Annotated in this window: 21 protein-coding genes; 8 read left to right on the top strand and 13 right to left on the bottom strand. The window is 65.0% G+C overall.

Annotated features, from left to right (window positions below; translation table 11 throughout):
• Nucleotides 1-2: 2 nt before the first annotated feature.
• The 4 genes from QA639_RS06970 to QA639_RS06955 all read right to left on the bottom strand — a co-directional run bounded on the left by QA639_RS06970 (nucleotide 3) and on the right by QA639_RS06955 (nucleotide 3,109).
• Entirely contained in the window at nucleotides 3-734 is a 732-nt protein-coding gene (locus QA639_RS06970) for an amino acid ABC transporter permease (RefSeq protein WP_050385176.1), read from the bottom strand.
• A 150-nt stretch (nucleotides 735-884) separates the two neighbouring features.
• Complete coding sequence (locus QA639_RS06965) at nucleotides 885-1,802, bottom strand: amino acid ABC transporter substrate-binding protein (protein ID WP_028332968.1); 918 nt, start codon at nucleotides 1,800-1,802, stop codon at nucleotides 885-887.
• Nucleotides 1,803-1,832: 30 nt separating this feature from the next.
• Entirely contained in the window at nucleotides 1,833-2,696 is an 864-nt protein-coding gene (locus tag QA639_RS06960; RefSeq protein ID WP_198400177.1) for an alpha/beta fold hydrolase, read from the bottom strand.
• Nucleotides 2,693-3,109: a hypothetical protein gene (locus tag QA639_RS06955; RefSeq protein WP_283089432.1), complete on the bottom strand. Its 417-nt coding sequence runs from the start codon at nucleotides 3,107-3,109 to the stop codon at nucleotides 2,693-2,695. The genes QA639_RS06960 and QA639_RS06955 overlap by 4 nt, the downstream gene beginning before the upstream one ends.
• Before the next feature lie 378 nt (nucleotides 3,110-3,487).
• On the opposite strand from QA639_RS06955, the gene QA639_RS06950 reads away from it, so the two are divergent.
• The 3 genes from QA639_RS06950 (at nucleotide 3,488) to QA639_RS06940 (ending at nucleotide 6,691) form a co-directional block, all read left to right on the top strand.
• A complete protein-coding gene (locus QA639_RS06950) occupies nucleotides 3,488-4,453 on the top strand; it encodes a Bug family tripartite tricarboxylate transporter substrate binding protein (RefSeq protein WP_028332965.1) in 966 nt (321 codons plus the stop codon).
• A gap of 237 nt (nucleotides 4,454-4,690) precedes the next feature.
• Complete coding sequence (locus QA639_RS06945; RefSeq protein ID WP_028332964.1) at nucleotides 4,691-5,176, top strand: tripartite tricarboxylate transporter TctB family protein; 486 nt, start codon at nucleotides 4,691-4,693, stop codon at nucleotides 5,174-5,176.
• A 6-nt stretch (nucleotides 5,177-5,182) separates the two neighbouring features.
• Nucleotides 5,183-6,691, top strand: a complete 1,509-nt coding sequence (locus QA639_RS06940; RefSeq protein ID WP_028332963.1) for a tripartite tricarboxylate transporter permease — start codon at nucleotides 5,183-5,185, stop codon at nucleotides 6,689-6,691.
• Between the two features lie 77 nt (nucleotides 6,692-6,768).
• Here QA639_RS06940 and QA639_RS06935 read toward each other — a convergent pair whose 3' ends face one another.
• The 3 genes from QA639_RS06935 to QA639_RS06925 all read right to left on the bottom strand — a co-directional run bounded on the left by QA639_RS06935 (nucleotide 6,769) and on the right by QA639_RS06925 (nucleotide 10,677).
• On the bottom strand, nucleotides 6,769-7,614 hold the full coding sequence (locus QA639_RS06935) for an IclR family transcriptional regulator (RefSeq protein ID WP_051376052.1): 846 nt from the start codon (nucleotides 7,612-7,614) through the stop codon (nucleotides 6,769-6,771).
• A gap of 248 nt (nucleotides 7,615-7,862) precedes the next feature.
• The gene (locus QA639_RS06930; protein ID WP_028332961.1) at nucleotides 7,863-9,149 is read right to left on the bottom strand and encodes an MFS transporter; all 1,287 of its coding nucleotides are present in this window, start codon (nucleotides 9,147-9,149) and stop codon (nucleotides 7,863-7,865) included.
• Between the two features lie 142 nt (nucleotides 9,150-9,291).
• Entirely contained in the window at nucleotides 9,292-10,677 is a 1,386-nt protein-coding gene (locus QA639_RS06925; protein WP_283089431.1) for a M20 family metallopeptidase, read from the bottom strand.
• 238 nt (nucleotides 10,678-10,915) lie between these two features.
• On the opposite strand from QA639_RS06925, the gene QA639_RS06920 reads away from it, so the two are divergent.
• Nucleotides 10,916-12,301 carry an LLM class flavin-dependent oxidoreductase gene (locus QA639_RS06920; RefSeq protein ID WP_283089430.1) on the top strand — a complete coding sequence of 462 codons (1,386 nt, stop codon included), beginning with the start codon at nucleotides 10,916-10,918 and terminating at the stop codon, nucleotides 12,299-12,301.
• A 113-nt stretch (nucleotides 12,302-12,414) separates the two neighbouring features.
• Here the strand turns inward: QA639_RS06920 and QA639_RS06915 are convergent, their stop codons facing one another.
• From QA639_RS06915 to QA639_RS06905, 3 genes are all read right to left on the bottom strand, one after another.
• Nucleotides 12,415-14,079: a thiamine pyrophosphate-binding protein gene (locus QA639_RS06915; protein WP_283089429.1), complete on the bottom strand. Its 1,665-nt coding sequence runs from the start codon at nucleotides 14,077-14,079 to the stop codon at nucleotides 12,415-12,417.
• A 130-nt stretch (nucleotides 14,080-14,209) separates the two neighbouring features.
• The gene (locus QA639_RS06910; protein WP_050385181.1) at nucleotides 14,210-14,725 is read right to left on the bottom strand and encodes a GFA family protein; all 516 of its coding nucleotides are present in this window, start codon (nucleotides 14,723-14,725) and stop codon (nucleotides 14,210-14,212) included.
• Between the two features lie 125 nt (nucleotides 14,726-14,850).
• The gene (locus tag QA639_RS06905) at nucleotides 14,851-15,978 is read right to left on the bottom strand and encodes an alkene reductase (protein WP_283089428.1); all 1,128 of its coding nucleotides are present in this window, start codon (nucleotides 15,976-15,978) and stop codon (nucleotides 14,851-14,853) included.
• A 160-nt stretch (nucleotides 15,979-16,138) separates the two neighbouring features.
• Between QA639_RS06905 and QA639_RS06900 the strand changes: the two genes are divergently transcribed.
• A complete protein-coding gene (locus tag QA639_RS06900) occupies nucleotides 16,139-16,522 on the top strand; it encodes a winged helix-turn-helix domain-containing protein (RefSeq protein ID WP_016846469.1) in 384 nt (127 codons plus the stop codon).
• A gap of 529 nt (nucleotides 16,523-17,051) precedes the next feature.
• Here the strand turns inward: QA639_RS06900 and QA639_RS06895 are convergent.
• Nucleotides 17,052-18,548 carry an aldehyde dehydrogenase family protein gene (locus tag QA639_RS06895; protein ID WP_283089427.1) on the bottom strand — a complete coding sequence of 499 codons (1,497 nt, stop codon included), beginning with the start codon at nucleotides 18,546-18,548 and terminating at the stop codon, nucleotides 17,052-17,054.
• A gap of 322 nt (nucleotides 18,549-18,870) precedes the next feature.
• Between QA639_RS06895 and QA639_RS06890 the strand changes: the two genes are divergently transcribed.
• A complete protein-coding gene (locus QA639_RS06890) occupies nucleotides 18,871-19,722 on the top strand; it encodes an SDR family NAD(P)-dependent oxidoreductase (RefSeq protein ID WP_050385183.1) in 852 nt (283 codons plus the stop codon).
• Nucleotides 19,723-19,825: 103 nt separating this feature from the next.
• On the opposite strand, the gene QA639_RS06885 is transcribed toward QA639_RS06890, so the two are convergent.
• Nucleotides 19,826-20,206, bottom strand: a complete 381-nt coding sequence (locus QA639_RS06885; protein WP_028332954.1) for a hypothetical protein — start codon at nucleotides 20,204-20,206, stop codon at nucleotides 19,826-19,828.
• A 342-nt stretch (nucleotides 20,207-20,548) separates the two neighbouring features.
• Here QA639_RS06885 and QA639_RS06880 point away from each other — a divergent pair, with 342 nt between their 5' ends.
• Together QA639_RS06880 and QA639_RS06875 are read left to right on the top strand one after the other, a co-directional pair.
• Nucleotides 20,549-21,958: an aldehyde dehydrogenase family protein gene (locus QA639_RS06880; protein WP_283089426.1), complete on the top strand. Its 1,410-nt coding sequence runs from the start codon at nucleotides 20,549-20,551 to the stop codon at nucleotides 21,956-21,958.
• A 71-nt stretch (nucleotides 21,959-22,029) separates the two neighbouring features.
• Nucleotides 22,030-22,605, top strand: a complete 576-nt coding sequence (locus QA639_RS06875; RefSeq protein WP_157344493.1) for a DUF2478 domain-containing protein — start codon at nucleotides 22,030-22,032, stop codon at nucleotides 22,603-22,605.
• Between the two features lie 598 nt (nucleotides 22,606-23,203).
• Here the strand turns inward: QA639_RS06875 and QA639_RS06870 are convergent.
• Nucleotides 23,204-23,410 carry a hypothetical protein gene (locus QA639_RS06870; RefSeq protein ID WP_024581255.1) on the bottom strand — a complete coding sequence of 69 codons (207 nt, stop codon included), beginning with the start codon at nucleotides 23,408-23,410 and terminating at the stop codon, nucleotides 23,204-23,206.
• Nucleotides 23,411-23,452: the final 42 nt, after the last annotated feature.

Genomic DNA, 23,452 nt, shown 5'->3' with positions numbered 1-23,452 from the left:
CGTCATTTGCCCGTGATGTAGCCGGGGATCGCGACATAGCGCTCGAGGAAGCGCATCGCGGTCACCACGACGAAATTGAGGAGCAGGTAGAGCACGGTTGCCGCCGTGAACGCCTCGAACACCTGGAACGAGAATTCCTGCATCGAGCGGGCCTGGCCGGTCAGTTCGATCAGGCCGATGGTGATGGCGACCGCGCTGTTCTTGATGGTGTTGAGGAATTCGGAGGTCAGCGGCGGCAGGATGATGCGGAACGCCATCGGCAGCAGCACGTAGCGATAGGTCTGCACCGTGGTGAGGCCGAGCGCGGTCGAGGCCTGCTTCTGCCCGCGCGGCAGCGAGGTGATGCCGGCCTGCAATTGCACGGCGACGCGCGCCGACATGAAGAAGCCGACGCCGATCGCGGCGGTCCAGAACGGCGCATTCGGCAGTTGCTTCAGCCACAGCCCGGCCGACCGCGGCAACAGTTCGGGCAGCACGAAGAACCACAGGAACAGCTGCACCAGCAGCGGCATGTTGCGGAAGAACTCGACCCAGCAGAAGCCGATCCACGACGCCGTCCGCGACGGCAGCGTGCGCAGCACGCCGATCACCGAGCCGGACACCAGCGCGATGATCCAGGCCAGCACCGACACCTTGACGGTGACCACCAGCCCCGACAGCAACAGGTCGAGATAGGTGCCGGTCCCCATCGGGTTCGGCTCAAGGAAGATGTGCCAGTTCCAATTATAGTTCACAGGTCCCCCACGCGGCCGTGCCGGTCACGCATAACGCCGGCATCGCGCGCGGCGTCTATGCAAATGTCCGGCCATTCTCCTCCAAAAATGGCCGGACATGCTAACTTTCAGGACCCGCTCCCAAAAGGGGCAACGGGTCATACGCAGCGGTCAGTTGACCAGATAGGCATCCGGATCCGGAGAGTCCGACGGCTTCGCAAACTGCTTCTTCATCTCCGGTCCAGCAGGCGAGTTGAGATTCAGGCCCTTCGGCGGGATCTTCTGGGTGAACCACTTGTCATAGATCTTCTGGCCCTCGCCGCTGGTGTAGAGCGCGGCGGTTGCGGCGTCGACGACCTTCTTGAACGGCGCGTCGTCCTTGCGCAGCATGATGCCGTAGGGCTCGGGCTTGGAGAACGCGTCCTTGGAGATCACGTAGTCATCCGGCGACTTCGAGCCGGCGACGAGGCTCGCAAGCAGGATGTCGTCCATCACGAAGGCGACCGCGCGATCGGTCTCGACCATCAGGAAGGCCTCGGCATGATCCTTGGCCGGGATGATATTGACGCTCAGCCCGCGCGCGAGGTTGGCCTCGGTGAGCTGCTTGATGTTGGTGGTGCCGGCGGTCGAGACCACCGTCTTGCCCTTCAGATCGTCGATCGAATTGATCTTGCTCGCCTTCTTGGTGACGTAGCGGCTGGCGGTCAGGAAGTGGCTGTTGGTGAAGGAGACCTGCTTCTGGCGCTCGGCATTGTTGGTGGTCGAGCCGCATTCGAGGTCGACGGTGCCGTTGGCCATCAGCGGAATACGCGTCGCCGAGGTCACCGGGTTGAGCTTGACCTCGAGCTTGTCGAGCTTCAGCTCCTTCTTCACGGCATCGACGATCTTGTAGCAGATGTCCATGGCGTAGCCGACCGGCTTCTGGTTGTCGTCGAGATAGGAGAACGGGATCGAGGAATCGCGGTAGCCGAGCGTAATCGCCCCGGTGTCCTTGATGTTCTTCAGCGTTCCGGTCAGTTCGTCGGCTTGCGCCTGGCTCGCGCCGAGCGCGGCGGCGAGCGCGAAGCCGATCAGATAGTTGCGTGTCATACGTCTACTCCTTGCGTGGAAACGGTCGTTCTAGTGCGTGAGAATATCAGCGAGGACGGGTGCGATATAGCGGCGAAACTGCTCCGGATGCTCGCTCATCGGAAAATGACCGAGCTGCTCCATGATCGTGACGCTGGCGCCCCCTATTGCCGCTGCCGTCCGCCTCGTGTCCTCAGGCGTGCAGGAGAAATCATACTCGCCCGTGAGGAGATACAGCTTGCATACTTTAGTATCGATTGACGCGACCCGGCCGCGCAGGTCGCCGTCGACACGGTAGAAATACAGATCGCCCTTGAACACGCCGGGACCGCCCTGCTTGTAGGCCCACAGCGTTTCCATCCGCGCAGGCTCCGGGCTCTGCGGGGCGATCAGCCCGGACACCAGCGCGGCGCAGACTTCGCCGCCGTGAACGTCCGGCCGGTTCAGCCAGTTGGTGTCATACCACGGCGCCTGGAAATCGGCCGCCTCGAGCCCGATCAGCGCCCGGAACTCGGCGGCATGTTCGATCGCAAGGTTGAGCACGATGCGGCCGCCGATCGAGCAGCCCATCACCACAGGCTTCTCCAGCCCCAACGCCCGACAGAAAGCGCGGATGGTCTCGGTGTAGCGCGCAGTGGTGAGTTGGTATTCATCGCCGGTCCAGCTCATCGGCGGATTCGACTTGCCATGCCAGGGCATATCGAAGGCAATGATGCGGAAATTTTCGGCAAATTGCGCGTCCGCGAGCAGATGGCGCCACTGCCGCGCATCCGATCCCGCGGTGTGCAGGCAGACCAGCGGAATGCCCGCGCCGTTCTCCTCGAAATAGATGCGGTGCAGCTCGCCGCCGATCTCGACGTGAACGTAGCGGCCGACCATCGCCTCGACGTGGCCGTTCATGATCTTGCCGCTCATGATACGGCCGCCGCGAAATGCTGCCGCGGCAGCGCCAGCAGGTCCTTGAAGTATTGCAGATGCGCCATGAAGGGATGCAGGTCGCCTTCCAGCACCGCCTCGCCGCGCTTGGTCAGCGCCAACAGATCGTGCCAGCCGGGTTTTGGCTCGGCCTGCCAATAGGCGGACCAGGCCTGCGGCGTCGCGCGATAGGAAAAGCGCCAGGAGCGCATCAGGACCGGCGAAGGCACGAACTCGACAATACGCCCGGCGCGGATCGCGGCATGAAACGGCCGCGCCATCGGGCCGAGCAGGCAGTCGCAATCGAGCAGCCGCCCGCGCGCGACCAGCCGAGGGGCCTCGTCGAGCAACGCGGGAAGGCCGGCAAACGCCCTCATCACAGCGTCGTCGGTGGCGTCAGGCGATGGCGTCATCTGTCGGGGAAGCTTCCTGCGGCGGACAACCCATGATGACCGGAAGGGCACAATCCCGCAAGGCGCCGATGCCTTTGGGTTCCCTTGATTATTCGCTTGACCAAACCCGGCTTGCCGGTCATGCGCGCGCACGCCGCGCCCTCCCCGCATGTTGCCAGGAACGGCCAATCCGTCAGACCAAATGCCGATTGAATTCCGCCGCTCGGCAGGTCGCGGCAGACCAATTGTCGCAGCCGGCGCTTCGAGCGCAATTCGCGCTTCCGTTGCCCGCCCCGTTCTGTCCAATGCGCCCTCGGTCCCAGCATGACAGGGACGATCATTGCCAACACCGAACAAGACGCGGCCGCGATCGAACGCGGTCACAAGGGAGAGATCGAGATGTCGCACCGCAATCGCTTGATGGTCCTGCTCGCCGCCGCCGGCATGCTGGTGTCGACAGCGGCGCAGGCGCAGGATTATCCGACCAAGCCGATCACGCTGATCGTGCCATGGCCGGCGGGCGGCTCGACCGATATCTCGATGCGGGCGATCGCCGAGAGCGCCTCCAAGGTGCTGGGCCAGCCGATCGCGGTCGACAACAAGGCGGGCGGCGGCGGCACCGTGGGCCCCGCGACGATGGCCGCCGGCGCCAAGCCCGACGGCTACACCATCGCCCAGATCCCGATCACCGTGTTCCGCCTGCCCTTGATGCAGGAGGTGTCGTGGGATCCGGCGAAGGATTTCTCCTACATCATCCACCTCACCGGCTACACTTTCGGCGTCACCACCAATGCGGAGTCGCAGTTCAAGACCTGGCAGGACGTGGTCGATTTCGCCAAGAAGAACCCGGGCAAGGTGACCTATGCGACGCCCGGCACCGGCACCTCGCTGCATATCGGCATGGAGCAGATCGCCCTGATGGCCGGGATCAAGCTGACCCAGGTGCCGTTCAAGGGCGGCGCCGAGACCAATGCCGCCGTGCTCGGCCAGCACACCATGCTGCAGGCGGATTCCACCGGCTGGCGGCCGCTGGTCGATGCCGGCAAGCTCCGCCTGTTGATGGTGTGGACCGGCGCGCGCTCGCCGAACTATCCGGACGTACCGACGCTGAAGGAGCTCGGCTACCCCATGGTCTATGACTCGCCGTTCGGCATCGCCGGCCCCAAGGGCATGGACCCCAAGATCGTCGCCAAGCTGCACGATGCCTTCAAGAAGGCGATCGAGGACCCGGCGGTGATCGCAACGCTGGCCAAATACGACATGGTGCCGAACTACAAGAACACCGAGGACTACAAGAAGTTCGTGGGCGAGGTCACCGAGTCCGAGCGCAAGGTGATCGACACGCTCGGGCTGGCGAAGAAGTAGTGTTCAGTCCGCTACGACGGGACTAACAACGGGATGCGCGAGAACCACCCACTGTGTCGTCCCGGCGAAAGCCGGGACCCATAACCACCGAAGGTTGTTGTCACGCAACGCTGGGGCCACAGCTCGTTTCAACAACCTGACCCCGTGGTGATGGGTCCCGGCTTTCGCCGGGACGACGCGTGGGGAGATGATGGCGCTTCGCCACTTCAGGACGACGGTGACCTAAAGGCACTCCACATGACTGACCAAACCAACGTCAAATTCCGCCTCAACAACTCCGAGCTGTGGGGCGGGCTGATCGGGCTCGGGCTTGGCGCCTTCGTGATCTGGTCGGGCCTCAAGCTGAAGCTCGGCACCATCAACGATCCCGGCTCCGGCTACGTGCTGTTCTACACCGGCATCCTGATGTGCGTGTTCGCGGCCTCGATCATGATCGCGGCGGTCACCGAGGGCGGCCCGACCTTCGCCTCGCGCTGGGAGAATGCGCGCTGGGGCAAGCCGGTGCTGGTCATCGTCTGCCTCACCGCGTTCGCCTTTGCGCTGGAGCCGCTCGGCTTCCTGCTGTCGGCGATCCCGCTGATGCTGTTGCTGCTCCGCGTGATCGATCCGGTGCGCTGGTCGCTGGCGATCCCGCTGTCCATCCTTGCCCCGCTCGGGATGTGGTGGGTGCTGAAGCACCTGCTCGCGATCCAGCTGCCGAGCGGCATGTTCGAGATCGGTTGAGCGCCCATGGATACTCTCGTCAACGTCGCCCACGGCCTCGGCGTCGCGCTGCTGCCGATCAATCTGCTCTACTGCTTCATCGGCGTGTTCATCGGCACGCTGGTCGGCGTGCTGCCCGGCATCGGCCCGATCTCGGCGATGTCGCTGCTGCTGCCGGTGACGCTGTCAGGCACGCCGGAATCCGGCATCATCATGATGGCCGGCATCTATTACGGCTCGATGTATGGCGGATCGACCACCTCGATCCTGGTCAACATCCCCGGCGAAGCCGCTTCCGTCGTCACCTGTATCGACGGCCACCAGATGGCCAAGCAGGGCCGCGCCGGCCCCGCGCTCGGCATCTCCGCCTTCGGCTCGTTCATCGCCGGCACCTTCGCGCTGATCGCGCTGATGCTGGTGGCGCCCTCGCTTGCCAGCGTCGCGATCGCGTTCGGGCCGGCCGAATATTTCAGCCTGATGGTGCTCGGCCTCGTGGTGCTGACCTTCCTCACCCAGGGCTCGATGGCCAAGGCGCTGCTGATGGCCTGCATCGGCGTCGTGCTCGGCCTGGTCGGGCTCGACAGCATCACCGCGCAGCCGCGGCTGACCTTCGGCCGCCTCGAGCTGATCGACGGCATCGGCCTCGTGCCGGTCGTGATGGGCCTGTTCGGCGTCGCCGAGGTGCTGCTCAACACCGAGCAGGCGATCAAGCGCGACATCATCAAGACCAGGATCAACCAATTGCTGCCGAGCAAGGAGGACTGGAAGGCCAGCGCCGGACCGGTGGCGCGCGGCACGGTGCTCGGCTTCTTCCTCGGCATCCTGCCCGGCGGCGGCGCCGTGGTGGCGTCGTTCGCCTCCTACGCGCTGGAGAAGCGGCTCTCGAAGCATCCGGAGCGCTTCGGCCACGGCGCGATCGAGGGCGTCGCGGGGCCGGAATCGGCGAACAATTCCGCGGCCGGCGGCGCCTTCATTCCGCTGATGACGCTCGGCATCCCGCCCAATGTGGTGATGGCGCTGCTGCTCGGCGCCTTCGTGATCCACGGCCTGCAGCCGGGACCGCTGATGATCTCGCAGAATCCGACGCTGTTCTGGGGCATCGTCGCCAGCATGTATATCGGCAACCTGATGCTCTTGGTGCTCAACCTGCCGATGATCGGCATGTGGGTGCAGCTGCTGCGGCTGCCCTACAACGTGCTGTTCCCGCTGATCATCCTGTTCACGATCATCGGCGTCTATTGCTCCAGCAACAACGTGTTCGACGTCCACGTCATGATCGCGTTCGGCGTGATCGGCTATTTCATGCGCAAGCTCGGCTACGAGCCGGCGCCGCTGGTGCTTGCCTTCGTGCTCGGGCCGATGCTGGAGAACAACCTGCGCAAGTCGCTGATCCTCTCCCAGGGCAACCTCATGACCTTCGTGGAGCGACCGATCTCGGCGATCTGCCTCGCCTTCGCGCTGGTGCTGCTGGTCGGCCCGCTGCTGCCCTCACTGCGCAAGAAGCGCGAGCTGGTGGCGCTGGATGAGGGGGCGTAGAACGCATCTGACGATGCGTTCCGACCTCTCCCCGCACGCGGGGCGAGGTGAAGAGCCGATGCTCGCATCCCGACCGCTCAACCCATCTTCGCCGCACGCCCGTTCTTCGGCGCCTGGGCCAGCGCGCGGGCCAGCACCTGGGCTTCCTTCTTCAGCATGTCGGCGAGCTCACCTTCGCGGCGGCGAATGCGGTCGGACGCGGCGCCGATCGAGAGCGCAGCGACCACCTCGCCGGCATCGTCGCGGACCGGCACGCCGACGCCGCCCATGCCGGGGAACGCGGCGTCGATCAGCACGGTGTGGCCGGCCTTGCGCGCCATGGCGATCCGCTCGCGCAGGAACTTCGGCGTGATGCGCGGCGATTTCGCCAGCCGCGGCACGATCACCTCGATCACAGCCTCGATTTCGGCATCCGGCAGCCAGACCAGCAGCGCCAGCGCGCCGGCGCCGACGCCGAGCGGACGGCGGCTGCCGATCTGCAGATAGTTCGGCTGCAGCGGATGGTTGCCGACCGAGCGCGCCAGATAAAGCGCCTCGACGCCGGAGCGCACCGACAGCAGCGCCGTATCGGCCGAGCGCTCCGACAGCCGGAGCAGGCTCGGCTGCGCCAGCTCGGCGATGTCGACCGAACGGCGCGCGCCGACCGCCATCACCCGCGCCTCCTGGCCGAGCTCATAGGTCTTGGCGCCGGCGACGCGACTGACGAAGCCTTCCTCGATCAGCGAGTTGAGAATGCGCAGCGCCGTCGCCTTGTTCAGCGAGGTGGTGTCGGCGATGTCGGTGAGCCGCAGCGGCGAGCGCTGCGCCAGCACGCGCAGGATCGCGCAGACCTTCTGGATCGCGTTGAACTTGTCGGGTTGGCCCGGCTCCGGCAGTGGCCTCTTGCGGCTGGTCCGTGCGGTCGCAGTCGTGGAGGCGTTCATTCCCTGGCCTTCCTTGCCGTCAATTCCAAATCCTGAACCGGGCGCAACGAAGAGACGCGCCCGGCGGACATCATCCTAGGACGGATGACGTGCGCCGGACACCGTATACTTTCGTCAGATGAAACTTTGATTTCGACTATCTACGTTGCTGTGCAACAATAAGCATATCTGAATTTCGCATCACGAAATCTGATGCCATTTGCGCATGATCTTTCGAAAGACCGCTTCGCACTTTTTCGGATCATGCGTTACGCCAGCCGCATCCTGCGGATCGTGAACAGCGCGCAGAGGCTGAGGATGCAGACCGCGGTGAGATAGTAACCCGGCGCGAGCTCGCCGATCAGCGGGAAACCGCCCAGCCAGGTCATGATCGCCGGCCCCATACCGCCGAACAAGGTGACACCGATATTGTAGCTGAGACCGAGCCCGGTCGCACGCGTCGCCGCCGGAAACAGTTCCGACATCAGCGCGGCGAGCGGCCCGTAATACAGCGACTTGAGGACGCCGAGCCAGAGCACGCCGAGCAGGATGATCTCGGGCGTCGGTTTGCCGGTGAGCAAGAGGAAGGCCGGGAAGATCGACACCAGCAGCAGCAGCGCGAACAGGATCATGTGGGTGGTACGTCCGATCTTGTCGGAGACCATGCCTGCGATCGGCGCCAGCAGCGCAACCGCGGTCTGCGCGGCGAACGAGGCAATGAAGCCGACCGATGGCGCGAGGTTGAGCGTCTTCACCACATAGGTCGGCATGTAGACAATCAAATAGTTGACCGCGGTCGACACGGCGAGCGCGCCGATCGCGAGCATCGTGGCGAGCTTCTGCCGCGCGAGCACTTCCCTGACCGGCGATTCCTGCTTCGCGGCCGGCGGAGGCGTCGCATCGTCGACATGGTTGCGGATATAGATGCCGACCGGGCCTATCAGGACGCCGAACAGGAACGGCAGCCGCCAGCCCCAGGACTGTAAATCCTCCGGGCTCATCAGCGAGGTCAGGAGCGCACCGAAGCCCGCGCCCAACAGACCGCTGACGCCCTGGCTCGCGAACTGCCAGCTTGCCACGAAGCCGCGCCGCTCCGGCATGTGCTCGACCAGGAACGCGGTCGAGGAGCCGAACTCGCCGCCGGCGGAAAAGCCCTGCACCAGGCGCGCCAGCAGCACCGCGATCGGCGCCAGGATGCCGATGGTGTGATAGGTCGGCATCAGCGCCAGCACCAGCGTGCCCAGCGTCATCAGCACGATCGACAGCATCAGCGAGGCCTTGCGGCCGTGCCGGTCGGCATAGGCGCCGAGCACGACGCCGCCGATCGGGCGGATCAGAAACGACAGGCCGAAGCTGCCGAAGGTCAACAGCAGCGAGGTGGTCGGATCATTGGCCGGGAAGAACGCCTTGGAGAGATACACCGCGAAATAGGCGTAGACCGAAATATCGTACCATTCGAGCGCATTGCCGACCGAAGTCGCGACGATCAGACGGGTGATGTTTTTCTTGTCGACCGCAGTGGCGTGCTGAGCGGCGGCCGAAGTTGATAATGTCATCAGAATTTCCTTGGCAGCGTCAGCCAACAAACTTTCCACTCGTCATGCCCGGCCTTGTGCCGGGCATCCACGTCTTTGTCTCGTAGCGTCAAGACGTGGATGGCCGGGACAAGCCCGGCCGTGACGGAGTAACGAGTGAGGCTCAAGACTTCCGCGGGGCCTCGCCGAGGTCCCAGAACAGGCCGGCCATGATGGTCAGCGCCTCCTCGGTCACCGGCAGCAGGATGTGCTCGTCGGGGGCGTGCTGCGAGCAGCCCGGATAGGAATGCGGCACCCAGATCGTCGGCAGGCCGAGGCCTTCGGAGAACACGTCGTTCGGCAGCGAGCCGCCGAAGTTCGGCAGCACCGCCGGCGCCTTGCCGGTGGTGGCGCGGATTGAGTTCGCCGCCCAGTCGATCCACGGGCTGTCCATGTCGGTGCGCGAGGCGGCAAAGCGCTGCGTGCCCGAGACCTCGACCATCGGAAAACCGTTGTTGTGCAGATAGTCCCGCACCGCGTCGATCACCTCGAGATGCCGGGTGCCGACGACGAAGCGGAGCTGCAGCACCGCGTTGGCCTTGCCGGGAATCGCGTTGGCGGGCTTTTCGATATTGCCCGACGACATCGCCAGCACCTCCAGCGTGTTCCACGCATAGAGCCGCTCCGCCGCGGTCAGGCCCTCCTCGCCCCAGTCTTCCGCGAGCGCCGGTTCGTCCGCCGTCGGCTTGACCTCGACGTCGGCGAGCGCGGCGCGGACGCGGTTCGAAATCGGCGGGGGTTTGAGGATCTCGAGCTTCATGCGGCCCTTGCCATCGACCAGGCTCGCGATCGCGCTCGCCAGGATCGTGGCGGGGTTGGCGAGCACGCCGCCCCAATTGCCGGAATGGTTGCCGCCTTCGCGCAGATTGACGTCGAGATGGATGCGGTTGCCGCCGCGGCAGCCGAGGAAGATGGTCGGCCGCTCCGCCGAGAGCCGCGGTCCGTCGGAGGCGATGAACAGGTCGGCCTTCAGCTCCTCGCGATGCGCCTCGCAGACCTCGCGCAGATCTGGCGAGCCGATCTCCTCGCCGGTCTCGATGATGAATTTGGCGTTGAAGCCGAGCTTGCCGCCGCGCGCCTGCTTCACCGCGCGCAGCGCGGCCATGTTGATCGAATGCTGCCCTTTGTTGTCGGCGGTGCCGCGGCCATAGACGCGCTCGCCCTTGACCGTGGTCTGCCAGGGATTGAGCCCGTCGCGCCATTCGCCGACCATGCCGTCGACGACGTCGCCATGGCCGTAAGTCAGCACGGTCGGCCGCGAAGCGTCTTCCTGGTAGTCGGCGATCAGATAGGGCCCGCGGCCGGTCGGCGACTCGATCAGGTGGGTCTTGAAATCGAGCTCGGCGAAGGCCGGTTGCAGATTCTCCACCAGATAGGCGCGCAGCGCATCGGCCTTGTCGGCATTCAGGCTCTCGGTCTGGTAGCCGACCCTGCGGTCCAGTTCCTTCAAGAACTCTCCCGATTGAAAATGCTCTCGCACCTTTGCGATTGCGTCGGCCCGTGTCGCCATGATTGTTCCTTCGTCCGGTCGCGTCGTGGCATGATCGCACCGGAACGCCATGCTTTGCGTCCCGATCATGCTTCTGGAGGGGCGCAACCTATCGGGATCGGCTCACGACCGGAAGGGCGCGAAATGCGAATGGGCCTTGCCAAAACGTGGGAAGTCGCAACAAGTTGAAGTGGGACGCCCGGCATCGACAGGGCAGCATTCAAAGCGGCGCGCAAGGTTTCGACCAAGGTTTTCGACAATGACAAAACAAATCCGGCTCAACGCCTTTGCCATGAACTGCGTGGCGCATCAGTCGCCGGGGCTGTGGACCCATCCGCGCGACCGCACCAAGGACTACAACAAGCTGTCCTACTGGATCGATCTGGCGAAGACGCTGGAGCGCGGCCGGTTCGACGGGCTGTTCCTCGCCGACGTGCTCGGCGTCTACGACGTCTATGCCGGCAATCCGGATGCGGCGCTGCGCAACGCGGCGCAGACCCCGGCCAACGAACCGTTGATGCTGATCCCGGCGATGGCCGCGGTGACCGAAAATCTCGGCTTCGGCGTCACCAGCAATCTCTCCTTCGAGCCGCCCTACCCGTTCGCGCGGCGGATGTCGACGCTCGATCACCTCACCGGCGGCCGGGTCGGCTGGAACGTGGTGACCGGCTATCTCGATTCCGCGGCGCGCGGCGCCGGCAAGGACAAGCAGACCGCGCATGACGACCGCTACGAGCTCGCCGACGAATATATGGAGCTGGTCTACAAGCTCTGGGAAGGCAGCTGGGAGGACGACGCCGCGATCCGCGACGTCGCGCGCGGCATCTTCAGCGATCCGAGCAAGGTGCATGCGGTACACCATGACGGCAGCAACTACCGGCTCAACGCGATCCACCTGTCGGAGCCGTCGCCGCAGCGCACGCCGGTGCTCTACCAGGCCGGCACCTCGCCGCGCGGCCGGCAGTTCGCCGCCGAGCATGCCGAATGCGTATTCATGTCGGGACCGTCGGCGAAGGTGATCGGTCCACGCGTCTCGGCGATCCGCGAGCTCGCCGCCGCGAAGGGCCGCAACGCAGCCGAGATCCTGATGTTCTCGATGATGTGCGTCGTGGTGGCGCCGACCGAGGCGGAGGCGAAGGCGAAATACGCCGAGTATCGCCGCCATATCAGCCATGAGGGCGCCCTGGCGCTGATGTCGGGCTGGACCGGCGTCGACTTCTCGACCTATTCCCTCGACCAGGAGGTGCGGCACGTGCAGAACGACGCCGGCCGCTCCGCGATGGACAACGTCACCCGCGCCGATCCCGGCCGGGTCTGGACCGTGCGCGGGGTCGCCGAGCATGTCGGCATCGGCGGCGCCGGCCCGGTCGTGGTCGGCTCGCCCGAGCAGGTCGCCGACAAGATCGAGCAATGGTTCGAGGACACCGACGTCGACGGCCTCAATGTCGCGTTTGCGATCTCGCCCGGCGATTTCGAGGACATCGCCGACATGCTGGTGCCGGAGCTCGTCAAGCGCGGCCGCTACAAGCGGGAATATGCGAAGGGCACCTTGCGCGAGAAGTTGTTCGGCGCAGGGCGTGCGAGGCTCGACGCGACGCACCCGGCAAGCCGTTATCGCGTGAAGCGGAGCGCTGCGGCGGAGTAGACAACGTCATTCCGGGGCGATGCGAAGCATCGAACCCCAATTCGCAATTGCGAATTGTGGAATCTCGAGATTCCGGGTCTGGTCCTTCGGACCATCCCGGAATGACGTCCCAACTAATTCACCGAATTGCTCACCACCACCTCGATCAGCTTCGCGCCCGGACGGCTGAAAGCCGACTTCATCACACCCTTCAGCTCCTGTGGGTCGGTGATCCTGATCGCCTCGAGCCCAAGCGAGCGCGCGACGCCGGTGAAATCGACCGGCGGGTCGATGAAGTCCATGCCGATGTAGTGATCGTCGCCGTGGAACGCGAGCAGGCGCTGCTTGATGATGCGGTAGCCGCCATTGTTGACGATGACGAAGGTCAGCGGCAGCTTGTGGTTGGCCGCGGTCCACAGCGACTGGATCGAATACATCGACGAGCCGTCGCCCGAATAGCACACCACCGGGCGCTGCGGATTGGCGAGGCTGACGCCGACCGCAGCCGGCAGGCCCCAGCCGATGCCGCCGGAGGCCAGCGCGTGATAGCCGTAGCGGTCGCGATGCGCGCGCAGCGCGATGATCTGGCGCGACGAGGTCAGGCCCTCGTCCACCAGGATCGCGTTGTCAGGCATCGCCTCCACGACCTGCAGCGCCAGCCAGTCCGGATCGATCGGCGAGGTCTGGCTCGCCTTCGAGATCTGTTCGACCAGCGCCTTGCGCTTCGCCGCCCAGTTCTTGGTCGACAAGGCCGCGAGTCCCTGCTTGGCACGCGTCTCCAGCGCGCCGCCGCCGGCCTCCTTCAACGCAGGGACCAGCGCGCGCAGCGTTTCCTTGACGTCCGCCTTGACCGCGATCTCGGCGCCATAGTTCCTGGCGAGGTCGCTGTCGACCAGGCCGACCTGCACGATCGAGAGCCCGTCCGGCAGCGGATCGACCTCGCTGTAGACCGACATCCGCAGGGGATCACCGCCGAGCGCGATCAACAGATCATGCGGCGCCAGCACGTCGCGCGCGACCTTCTGCAGCCGCGCGATCGCGCCCATGAAACTCGGGCTTTCGGACAGGAAATGCGAACCAAAAGGCGTCGGCGATTGCCAGGCCGGGCAGCCCAGCGTCTCGGCGAGATCGGCCGCCTCGCGCAGTGCGTCGCTCTTGACGATCTCGTCGCCGACGACGACCACCGGTCGCTCTGCTTTGAGGATGCGCGCGGCCAGCGCCTTGAGCGAATCCTCCGACGGCCTCACCCGGGTGTCGATCCGGGTGGAGCGTCCAAGTTCGATGCCGGCTTCGGAATTGAGGATATCGCCGGGCAGCGAGATGAACACCGGCCCGGTCGGCGGCGTAGTCGCGATCTTGGCGGCGCGGCGCACGATGCGCGGCAGGTCTTCGAGCCGCGTCACCTCGACCGCCCATTTCACCAGCGGCGTCGCCATCTGCACCAGCGGACCGTAGAGCACCGGCTCGGTCAGACCATGGCCCTGCTCCTGCTGCCCGGCGGTCAGGATCAGCGGCGTGCCGGTGAAGCTCGCATTGTAGAGCGAGCCCATCGCGTTGCCGAGTCCCGGCGCGACATGGACGTTGCAGGCGACGAGCTTGCCGGAGGCGCGGCTGAAGCCGTCGGCCATCGCGACCACCAGGCTCTCCTGCATCGCCATCACATAGGTGAGATCGGGATGATCCTTCAGCGCGTGCATGATCGGCAGTTCGGTGGTGCCGGGATTGCCGAACAGATGGGTGACGCCCTCATCCTTCAGCAGCGCCAAAAATGCCGAGCGGCCGGTAATGCGATTCTTCATGTTCCCTCCAGGCCTGTCGGCGCGTTGGCCGACGGGGATCAAGGGAGATGACCAAACTTGCGCAGCCGGAGCAATCGAGCGGGCGGTCATGGCCGCATTCCGCAGGCGCGCGCCTGAGGCAAAACGCTCGCTAGAACATCCCCTCGCGCGCACTGCGCTTCTTCTTTTTCGAGCGCTGCCAGACCACGCCGGGATAGCCCTTCAGCGGCACCAGCGGCTCGCCGGTGTAGGCCCATTCCTGCAGTTCCTCGATCGCGATGTGATAGAGCGGCTGCCGGCCGGTGCGCCCCGAGAACAGCGCGCGCGGGATGTTGACCATGTGCGGCGACCGCGCGCGTTCGTAGATGATGGGCGTGCCGCAATTGGCGCAGAAGCTGCGCGCGGTCTTGCTTTTCGCGTCCTCGTAACGCGACAGCTCGCTCTCGCCCTGCGTGATGCGGAAGCGCTTCTTCCAGCTGCCGACATAGGTCGCGTAAACCGCGCCATGGGCGCGGCGGCTGGCGGCCGTGTGATCATGCCAAGCCCAGCGCGCCGGCACGTCGATCTCGAACCGCACCTTGCCGCACAGGCATTGACCGGCCGCGGGCTTCGCCAGCGCCACCGGCTTTGGCTTCTTGGTCGGCTCGAACTCGTCGTCCGGAAACATCGCGGTCTCCCGGTTTTGCTGGCCGAGCTATCGTAGCCCGGATGCAGCGTAGCGAAATCCGGGGATGCTTGATCCGCTGATGCAAGGCCCGGGATTTCGCTACGCTCCATCCGGGCTACGAAGAGTTAAGCCTGCGCCAGCTCGTCGTGCACCGGATAATCCGTGTAGCCCTTCTCCTCGCCGGCATAGAAGGTGGCGCGGTTGTACTTGGTCAGCGGATAGCCGCGCTGCAGGCGGCGCGGCAGGTCCGGGTTGGAGATGAAGTAGCGGCCGAACGCGATCGCATCGGCATGACCTTCGGCGACCGCGCTCTGTGCGGTTTCGCTGACGAAATTGCCGGCGGTGATCAGCACGCCGCTCCACATCGGGCGGTACAGCACCATCGCGGACGGCACGTTCTGCCAATCGACCTCGGCACGCCCGGTGCCCGAGGCCCGCGGCTCGATGAAATGCAGATAAGCAAGCCCGAGCTTGTCCAGCGCCGTGATGGCGTGGCTGTAGAGCGGCATCGGGTCCGCCTCGCCACTGCCATTGGCGATGCCATAGGGCGAGAGCCGCACGCCGACACGGCTCGCACCCCACACCTCGGTCACCGCCTGCGTCACCTCCATCAGGAAGCGGACGCGATTCTCGATCGAGCCGCCATACCGGTCGGTGCGCAGGTTGCTGCGCGACTGCAGGAACTGCTCGATCAGATAGCCATTGGCGCCGTGAACCTCGACGCCGTCGAAGCCGGCGGCGAGCGCGTTCTTTGCGCCCTGCCGGTAGGCCTCGACCATCAGGGCGACCTCGTCGGTCTCGAGCGCGCGCGGCGTCTCGTAGTCGACCACCTTGCCGTCCGCCGTCATGCACTTGAACTCGGACGGGATCGCGACCGCCGACGGCGCCACCGGCAGCGCGCCGCCCGGCTGGAACGAGGAATGCGAGACGCGGCCGACGTGCCAGAGCTGCAGGAAGATCAAGCCGCCCCTGGCGTGCACGGCATCCACCACCTCGCGCCAGCCCGCGATCTGCGCCTCGCTATAGATGCCGGGAACACCGGGATTGCCGAAGCCGGTGGCAACCACCGGCGAGGCCTCCGCGATCAGCAGGCCGCCGGGCGTGGCGCGCTGCGCGTAATATTCCGCGTTCATCGGCCGCGGCGCGAGGCTCGGCCGCGCCGCCCGCATCCGCGTCAGCGGCGCCATCACGACGCGATGTTCGAGCTGGTAAGGACCGATCTTGAGCGGAGAGAACAGCGACGGAGGATTCATGCCTGCCCCAAATATTCTTATGTGGTTTCCGTTATAGTCTGGGCATGATCCGCCCGGAAAACCGGTACCCACTTTTCCGGATCATGCCCGTTATCTAACGGGTTCATCTTGTTCATGAAAGCGGGTAGTGGCAATCTGTTGCCACGAGAACAGGTCTCCCATGTCGAAATCGAGCGCCTCATCGCTCCCCTCCCTCAGCGTCCGCATCGACCTCGATGCCGAGGACCGGATCGGACCGGGCAAGATCCTGCTGCTTGAGCGGATCAAGGAATGCGGCTCGATCTCCGCCGCCGGCCGCGCAATGGACATGAGCTACAAGCGCGCCTGGGACCTGGTCGACGAGATCAACCGCATCTGCCGCCAGGCGGCGGTGGAACGGCAGACCGGCGGCAAGAATGGCGGCGGCGCGGTGCTGACCCCGTTCGGCCTCTCCCTGGTGGCGCGCTACCGCAAGATCGAGCGCGACGCGGCAAGCGCCGTGCGCAAGGATCTCGAGGCGCTGCGCAGCGACATCGGCAAGCCGAAGAAGGCAGCCGGGCGGTAAACGCAGGAACCGGCGGCTGTCGCAGGGGCGCGTCGCAAAAATATCGAAAACAACCCCATGCAAAGGAGCCGGCGGCGCCCCGGCGCTCGACAAGGCAACTTGACGCGTCGGGCAAATCAGGGATATTCTTCTAATATTCCGAAATCATGCGAGCGTTGGGGTGAGGGCTTCGTTCCGCGAGCACGCCGAGCGTTGAGATCTGTACCCCTCACCCGGATTGCATCTGGCGATGCAACATAGCCGAAGCTCCGCTTCGGCGTTCTTGAGGACGGCCGCCATAGGCGGCCTATGCCTCTCCCCGCGCGCGCAGGGCAATCGCATTTGGAATGAACCGATTCTTCCGCGCCGTCATGGCCGGGCTTGTCCCGGCCATCTACGTCTTTTCTTTGCGTGGAAACGAAGACGTGGATGCTCGGGACAAGCCCGGGCATGACGAGTTTGTGGGAACTCCGATTGCCTCAAACGGCCATATGCGATTGCCCTGCCGCAGGCGGGGAGAGGTAAGCAAGATGCGGTCGAACCGAACGATCTAGCCGGTCTTGATCCAGACCGCCTTGACGTTGAGATATTCCTCGACGTGCTGCTTGCCGGACTCGCGGCCGTAGCCGCTCATCTTGTAGCCGCCGAACGGCACCGCCGGATCCATCGCCTGGTAGCAATTAACCCAGACCGAGCCGGCGCGCAGCGCCTTCGCGACCTGGTGCGCCTTGCTGACATTGGTGGTCCAGACGCCCGAGCCGAGGCCGAAGGTGGTGGCGTTGGCGCGCTTGATCAGCTCTTCCGGATCCTTGAACGAGATCGCCGAGATCACCGGACCGAAGATCTCCTCCTGCGCGATGCGCATGTTGTCCTGCACGTTGGCGAACACGGTCGGCTGCACGAAATAGCCCTTCGACAGCGCGCCCTCGGTGAGGCGGCCGCCGCCGGCAAGCGCCTTGGCGCCCTCCTTCTGGCCGATGTCGAGATAGCCCGACACCCGGTCCATCTGCTGCTGCGACACGAGGGGACCAATCTGGGTGTTGGGATCGAGGCCGTTGCCGACCTGCAGCTTCTTGCCGAACTCGGCGACGCGGCCGACGAATTCGTCATAGACCTTCTGCTCGACGAACAGCCGCGTGCCGGCGCTGCAGATCTGGCCGGAATTGGCGAACACCGCCATCGCCGCGCCCGGCACCGCGGCGTCGAGATCGGCATCGGCGAACACGATGTCCGGCGACTTGCCGCCGAGCTCGAGCGAGACGCGCTTGAGGTTGCCGGCCGACGCACGGATGATCGACTGGCCGGTGACATGCGAGCCGGTGAAGGCGACCTTGTCGACATCGGGATGGGAGGCGAGCGCCGCGCCCGCGGTCTCGCCATAGCCCGGCACGACGTTGACGACGCCGGGCGGAATGCCGGCTTCCATGCAGAGCTCGCCGATGCGCAGCGAGGTCAGCGGCGATTCCTCGGCCGGCTTCAGCACCACGGTGCAGCCGGTCGCGATCGCGGGGCCGATCTTCCAGATCGAGGCGGTCAGCGGCCCATTCCAGGGGATGATCGCGCCGACCACGCCGATCGGCTCCTTCAGCGTGTAGGAGAATATCTCGCCGGGCAGCGAGTTCTCGATGGTCTCGCCGTGGATCGCGGTCGCCTGTCCCGCATAGTAGCGCAGCATGCCGAGCGCGCGCAGGCGGTTGCCGCGGGTCCGGCTGATCGGTGCGCCCATGTCGAGCGTGTCGAGCTGGGACAGTTCCTCGAAATTGGCTTCGACGAGCTCGGCAAGCTTGAGCAGCATGTTCTGCCGCTCGAACGGCTTCACCTTGCTCCAGGGACCTTCGAACGCGCGGCGCGCCGCCGCGACCGCGCGGTTGATGTCCTCGGCATCGCCCTCGGCGACCGACGCGAGCAGCTCGCCGGTCGCGGGATTATGCGTCTCGAATTTCTTGCCGGAGGCGGCGTCGACCCATTTGCCGTCGATCAGCATCTTCTTGTAGGAGCCATCGGCATAAGGATGGCGCGTGATCGGAATAGCCTGCGAAACAGCCATGTTTGCACTCCCTGTAAAATGTCGGCTGAGGTCTTTTGGAAGCGTTATATCCCGAATTCTACAGCGCAGGCGTGAAACCGTAAAGCCGAGCCGGCGTTGTCGAGGGCGGCGCGTACGAAAACCTGTCATGCGCCTGCGTGCGTGGTGCGGATCGTCGCGGCACGTTCCATGGCTTCATGGTTCGAGACGCGCGGCATTGCCGCGCTCCTCACCATGAGGTCTGCTATAAGGCCTCATCCTGAGGAGCCGCGAAGCGGTGTCATCGAAGGATGAAGCCCGACCCTAAGATATACTTGCCCTCTCGCTTGTCCGGAGACCGCAGATGCCCCACCCCGTGATATCAGCCAATCATGTTGCCGTGATCACCGGCGGCGCCTCCGGCATCGGACTTGCCGCCGCAGTGCGGTTCGCCGAGGCCGGCATGAAGGTCTGCATCGCCGATCTCGGCGACGACAGGCTGAAGGCGGCCGCGGCTAAACTGTCATCTGCGGCACCTGGCGGCGCGGCCGATATCATGACGGCTGCCGTCGACGTCAGCCGCGCCGACGAGGTGGCAAAGCTCGAAGCCGCGGTCGCGAAAAAGTTCGGCGGCACCGACATCCTGATGAACAATGCCGGCATCCAGCCCGGCAGCGCGATGTTCGGGCCCGCGGACAATTGGCAGCGCATCCTTGGCGTCAATTTGTGGGGCGTGATCAACGGCACGCAGACGTTTGCGCCCAACATGATCAAGCGCGGCCGGCCGGGGCTGATCATCAACACCGGCTCCAAGCAGGGCATCACCACGCCGCCGGGCGATCCCGCCTACAATGTTTCCAAGGCCGGCGTGAAGGCATTCACCGAGGCGCTGCAGCACGAGCTACGCAACACCGACGGCTGCAAGATATCGGCGCATCTCTTGATTCCGGGTTTTGTCTTCACCGGGCTGACCGCCCGCGGCCGCACCGAGAAGCCGGCCGGCGCCTGGACAGCGGAGCAGACCGTGGACTTCATGATCGAACGCCTCGACGCCGGCGACTTCTACATCCTCTGCCCCGACAACGACGTGCCGCGCGCGCTCGACGAGCGCCGCATCCTGTGGGCCGCCGGCGACATCGTCGAGAACCGCCCGCCGCTGTCGCGCTGGCATCCGGATTACGGCGACGCGTTCGCCGCGTTCGTGAAGGGGAAGTGAACCGGGGGGAACATAGGATGGGTCGAGCGAAGCGAAACCCATCACCTCTCCCGCGGTCCGCTATTTGACGGGTATCGCTTCGCTCGACCCATCCTACAAGCTCCTAATTCGCGCGCACCTGCACCCTTGTCACCGGCTGCGCCACCAGCGCCTCGCCGAGCTCGCTCTGCTGGGCGCGCGGAATCGAGAAGCAGACGCTGAAGCCGTCCGTGGTCTTGAGCGTCACCATGCCCTGCGCCGGATCGGTCGACTGTTCGATCACCCAGGAATCCAGCGGATAGGCGTAGCGCAAGGTCTGGTCGCCGAAGCGGGTCTGCAGCGCCTTGCTGATCAGCCCGGGCAAGGTCATCACCAGCGCGCCGACCTGGTTGATCGACAGGCGGATGGTTGCGGGCTCGCCCTTGCCGTCCACGAAGCCAAGCGAAATGGCGCAGCCATCGGACGCGACTTCGCAGGTGGTGAGCTCCTGGGTTTCGATCTGCATGCCGGCACTCCGGATCATCGTTATATTCCATTTAATATATCGAGAAGACGACCAGCGTCCAGCCCTTAAAAGTATAGCCGCGGCAGCCATCGGCAGAGCCGCGCGCGGCATTAGAATCTATTGAAGCCCGCGGTGCCCCGATTGACGCCGGGCGGGCAACCGCGAATAAATCGGCACGAAGCTCAGGCTGATTTTTCTTCACGATTTTCCAGAGAATTCATTCGGTTCGGCAGTGCCGCGCGCGTGCCCTGAATGGCCGTGGCGTCGAACCCGCATCCGTGATATACACATGAATATAACGAGGTCCGCGAAGGGCCCGTTTGACCAGGGAGAGCAAGGCCAATGAGTGATTACAAGCTTCTCATCGACGGCAAGATGGTACCCGGCGACCAGACCATGCCGGTGCTCAATCCGGCGACCGAAGAGGTGGTGGCGCAATGCCCGCGCGCCTCCAGGGAACAGCTCGACAAGGCTGTCGCCGCCGCGAAGGCCGCCTACCCGGCCTGGGCCGCCACGCCGATGGAGGAGCGCCGCAAGCTGATTATCAAGATGGCCGAGGTGATCGAGGCCAACGCCAACGAGCTCGCGCATATCCTGACCAGCGAACAGGGCAAGCCGCTCGCCGATGCCACCGGCGAGGTGATGGGCATGGCCGGCTTCTTCCGCTATCTCGGCTCGCTCGAACTGCCGATGCGCGTGATCGAGAATTCCGGCGACCGCAAGGTCGAGGCCTATCGCCGTCCGCTCGGCGTGGTCGGCGCGATCATTCCCTGGAACTATCCGCTGCTGATCCTGGCGTTCAAGCTGCCGTCGGCGCTGCTCGCCGGCAACACGCTGGTGGTGAAGCCTGCGCCGACCACGCCGCTCGCCTCGCTGCGCTTTGCCGAACTGGTCAAGAACATCCTGCCGAAGGGCGTGCTCAACTTCATCGCCGATGCCAACGATCTCGGCGACCACATGACCAAGCATCCCGACATCCGCAAGATCTCCTTCACCGGCTCCTCGGCCACCGGCCAGAAGGTAATGGCGAGCGCATCGCAGACCCTGAAGCGGATCACGCTCGAGCTCGGCGGCAACGACGCCGGCATCGTGCTCGACGACGTCGATCCGAAGAAGGTCGCGCCCGGCATCTTCGAGGGTGCGTTCCAGAACTCCGGCCAGGTCTGCCTCGCCATCAAGCGGCTCTATGTGCACGAGTCGGTCTATGACGAAATCTGCAACGAGCTGGTCGCGATCGCGAAGAACACCGTGGTCGATGACGGCTCCAAGCAGGGCACCAAGCTCGGCCCGCTGCAGAACAAGATGCAGTACGAGAAAGTCAAGGCGTTCCTCGACGACGCCCGCAAGAACGGCAACGTGATTGCCGGCGGCGCCGCGATGGACCGCCCCGGCTATTTCATCGAGCCGACCATCGTGCGCGACATCAAGGAAGGCTCCAAGCTGGTCGACGAGGAGCAGTTCGGTCCGGTGCTGCCTGTCATCAAGTACTCCGACAAGGACGACGTGATCCGCCGCGCCAATGCCACCACCTACGGCCTCGGCGCGTCGGTCTGGTCGTCCGACATCCAGCGCGCGCATGAGATCGCGACCCGGATCGAGGCCGGCACGGTGTGGATCAACAAGCACCTCGACATGGCCCCGAACATCCCGTTCGGCGGCGCCAAGCAGTCGGGCATCGGCACCGAATTCGCCGAGGAAGGCCTCGCCGAGTTCACCCAGCTGCAGATCATCAACGGCCCGCCGGCCGCCTGACCCATCAACATGCGGCCGCGACGCCTCGGTGCCGCGGCCGCCCCTCCCCTCCATAACGAACAGAGCCCATCATGTTCGACGCCCAATGCGACCTTGCCGCCCTGGTCTATGACGCCGATAACGATCCCGATGCCATCCTGCGCGACTTCGCTGCCGATCTGAGAGCACACGGCGCGCGCGTGGTCGGCATGGTGCAATCAGGCCAATGCGCGGATTCCAGCCTGTCGGCCGTGCTGGTGCATAGCGGCGAGACGCTGCTGCTGGCGCAGCCATCGAGCCCGGATACCACGAGCGCTGGCGCGACCGGCTGCAAGCTCGATCTGTCGCGGCTGCAGGCCGCCGGCGTCCGCGTCGCCGATGCGCTCGCTGAAGGCGCCGATCTTGTGGTCATCAACCGCTTCGGCAAGCGGGAGCGCGACGGCAAGGGCCTCGGCTTCCTGATCGAGCGCGCACTCGGCGCCGACATTCCCGTCGTGATCGCGGTGTCGCGCGCGAGCTTTGCGGACTGGATCAAGTTCGCCGGCGGGATGAGCGTGAAGCTCGCCTGCGACCGGCACGCGCTCGATGCCTGGTGGCACAGCGTCTCGCTGCGGACCGCGGCCAGGATCGCGCCGGATCACACCACGGTCTGCGAAGTATTCAAGTAGACCTGCTTCGCAGGATGGGTGGAGCGCAGCGACACCCATCACCCCGCCGCACCGATGCATTGACGGGTATCGCTTCGCCCCACCCATCCTACGCGACTGCTGACTGTCACCGTGAGTATTGTAGCGAGCGGCCTCCGCACGCTGTCGTCCTGGCGAAAGCCAGGACCCATAACCACCGAATTCGATCGAGCGTGCGATAGTGGCCCCAGCATCGCACAACAACAAGCGGTTGGGGTAATGGGTCCTGGCTTTCGCCAGGACGACGCTGAATACATTCACATTCTCTCAGTAGATTCGCAGGATGGGTGGAGCGCAGCGATACCCATCACCCCGCCGCACCGATGCATTGACGGGTATCGCTTCGCCCCACCCGTCCTACGCGACTGCTGACTGTCACCGTGAGAATTGTAGCGAGCGGCCTCCGCGCGCCGTCGTCCTGGCGAAAGCCAGGACCCATAACCACCGAATTCGATTGAGAGTGCGATAGTGGCTCCAGCATCGCACAACAACAAGCGGTTGGGGTAATGGGTCCTGGCTTTCGCCAGGACGACGCTGAATACATTCACATTCTCTCAGGATGACGGGAGCGCGGCCCCGCTCACAGCGTTTCCTGCTTGTGGTCACAGTTCTTGCAGGTGAACTTGACGCGGGACTGGCCCTTTTCCGCCTGCACCCGGTTCGGCGCACCGCATTTGCCGCAAACGGCCTCGATCCGGGTCGTGCCCTGCTTGATGACCAGGTTCCGCTTTTCCATGGTCTCGCGGATGAGGCGTTCGGCCTCCTCGCGCAGCGATTGCTTCGACATCATCTCCACCGGTCGTTGGTTAGCGGGCGGCGTCATAGCACG

It is taken from the genome of Bradyrhizobium pachyrhizi, assembly GCF_029714545.1.
In the GTDB taxonomy this organism is placed as follows: Bacteria; Pseudomonadota; Alphaproteobacteria; order Rhizobiales; family Xanthobacteraceae; genus Bradyrhizobium; species Bradyrhizobium pachyrhizi.
Note: the sequence above shows the minus strand (reverse complement) of the source record. Positions and strands in the feature narration are given on the sequence as shown.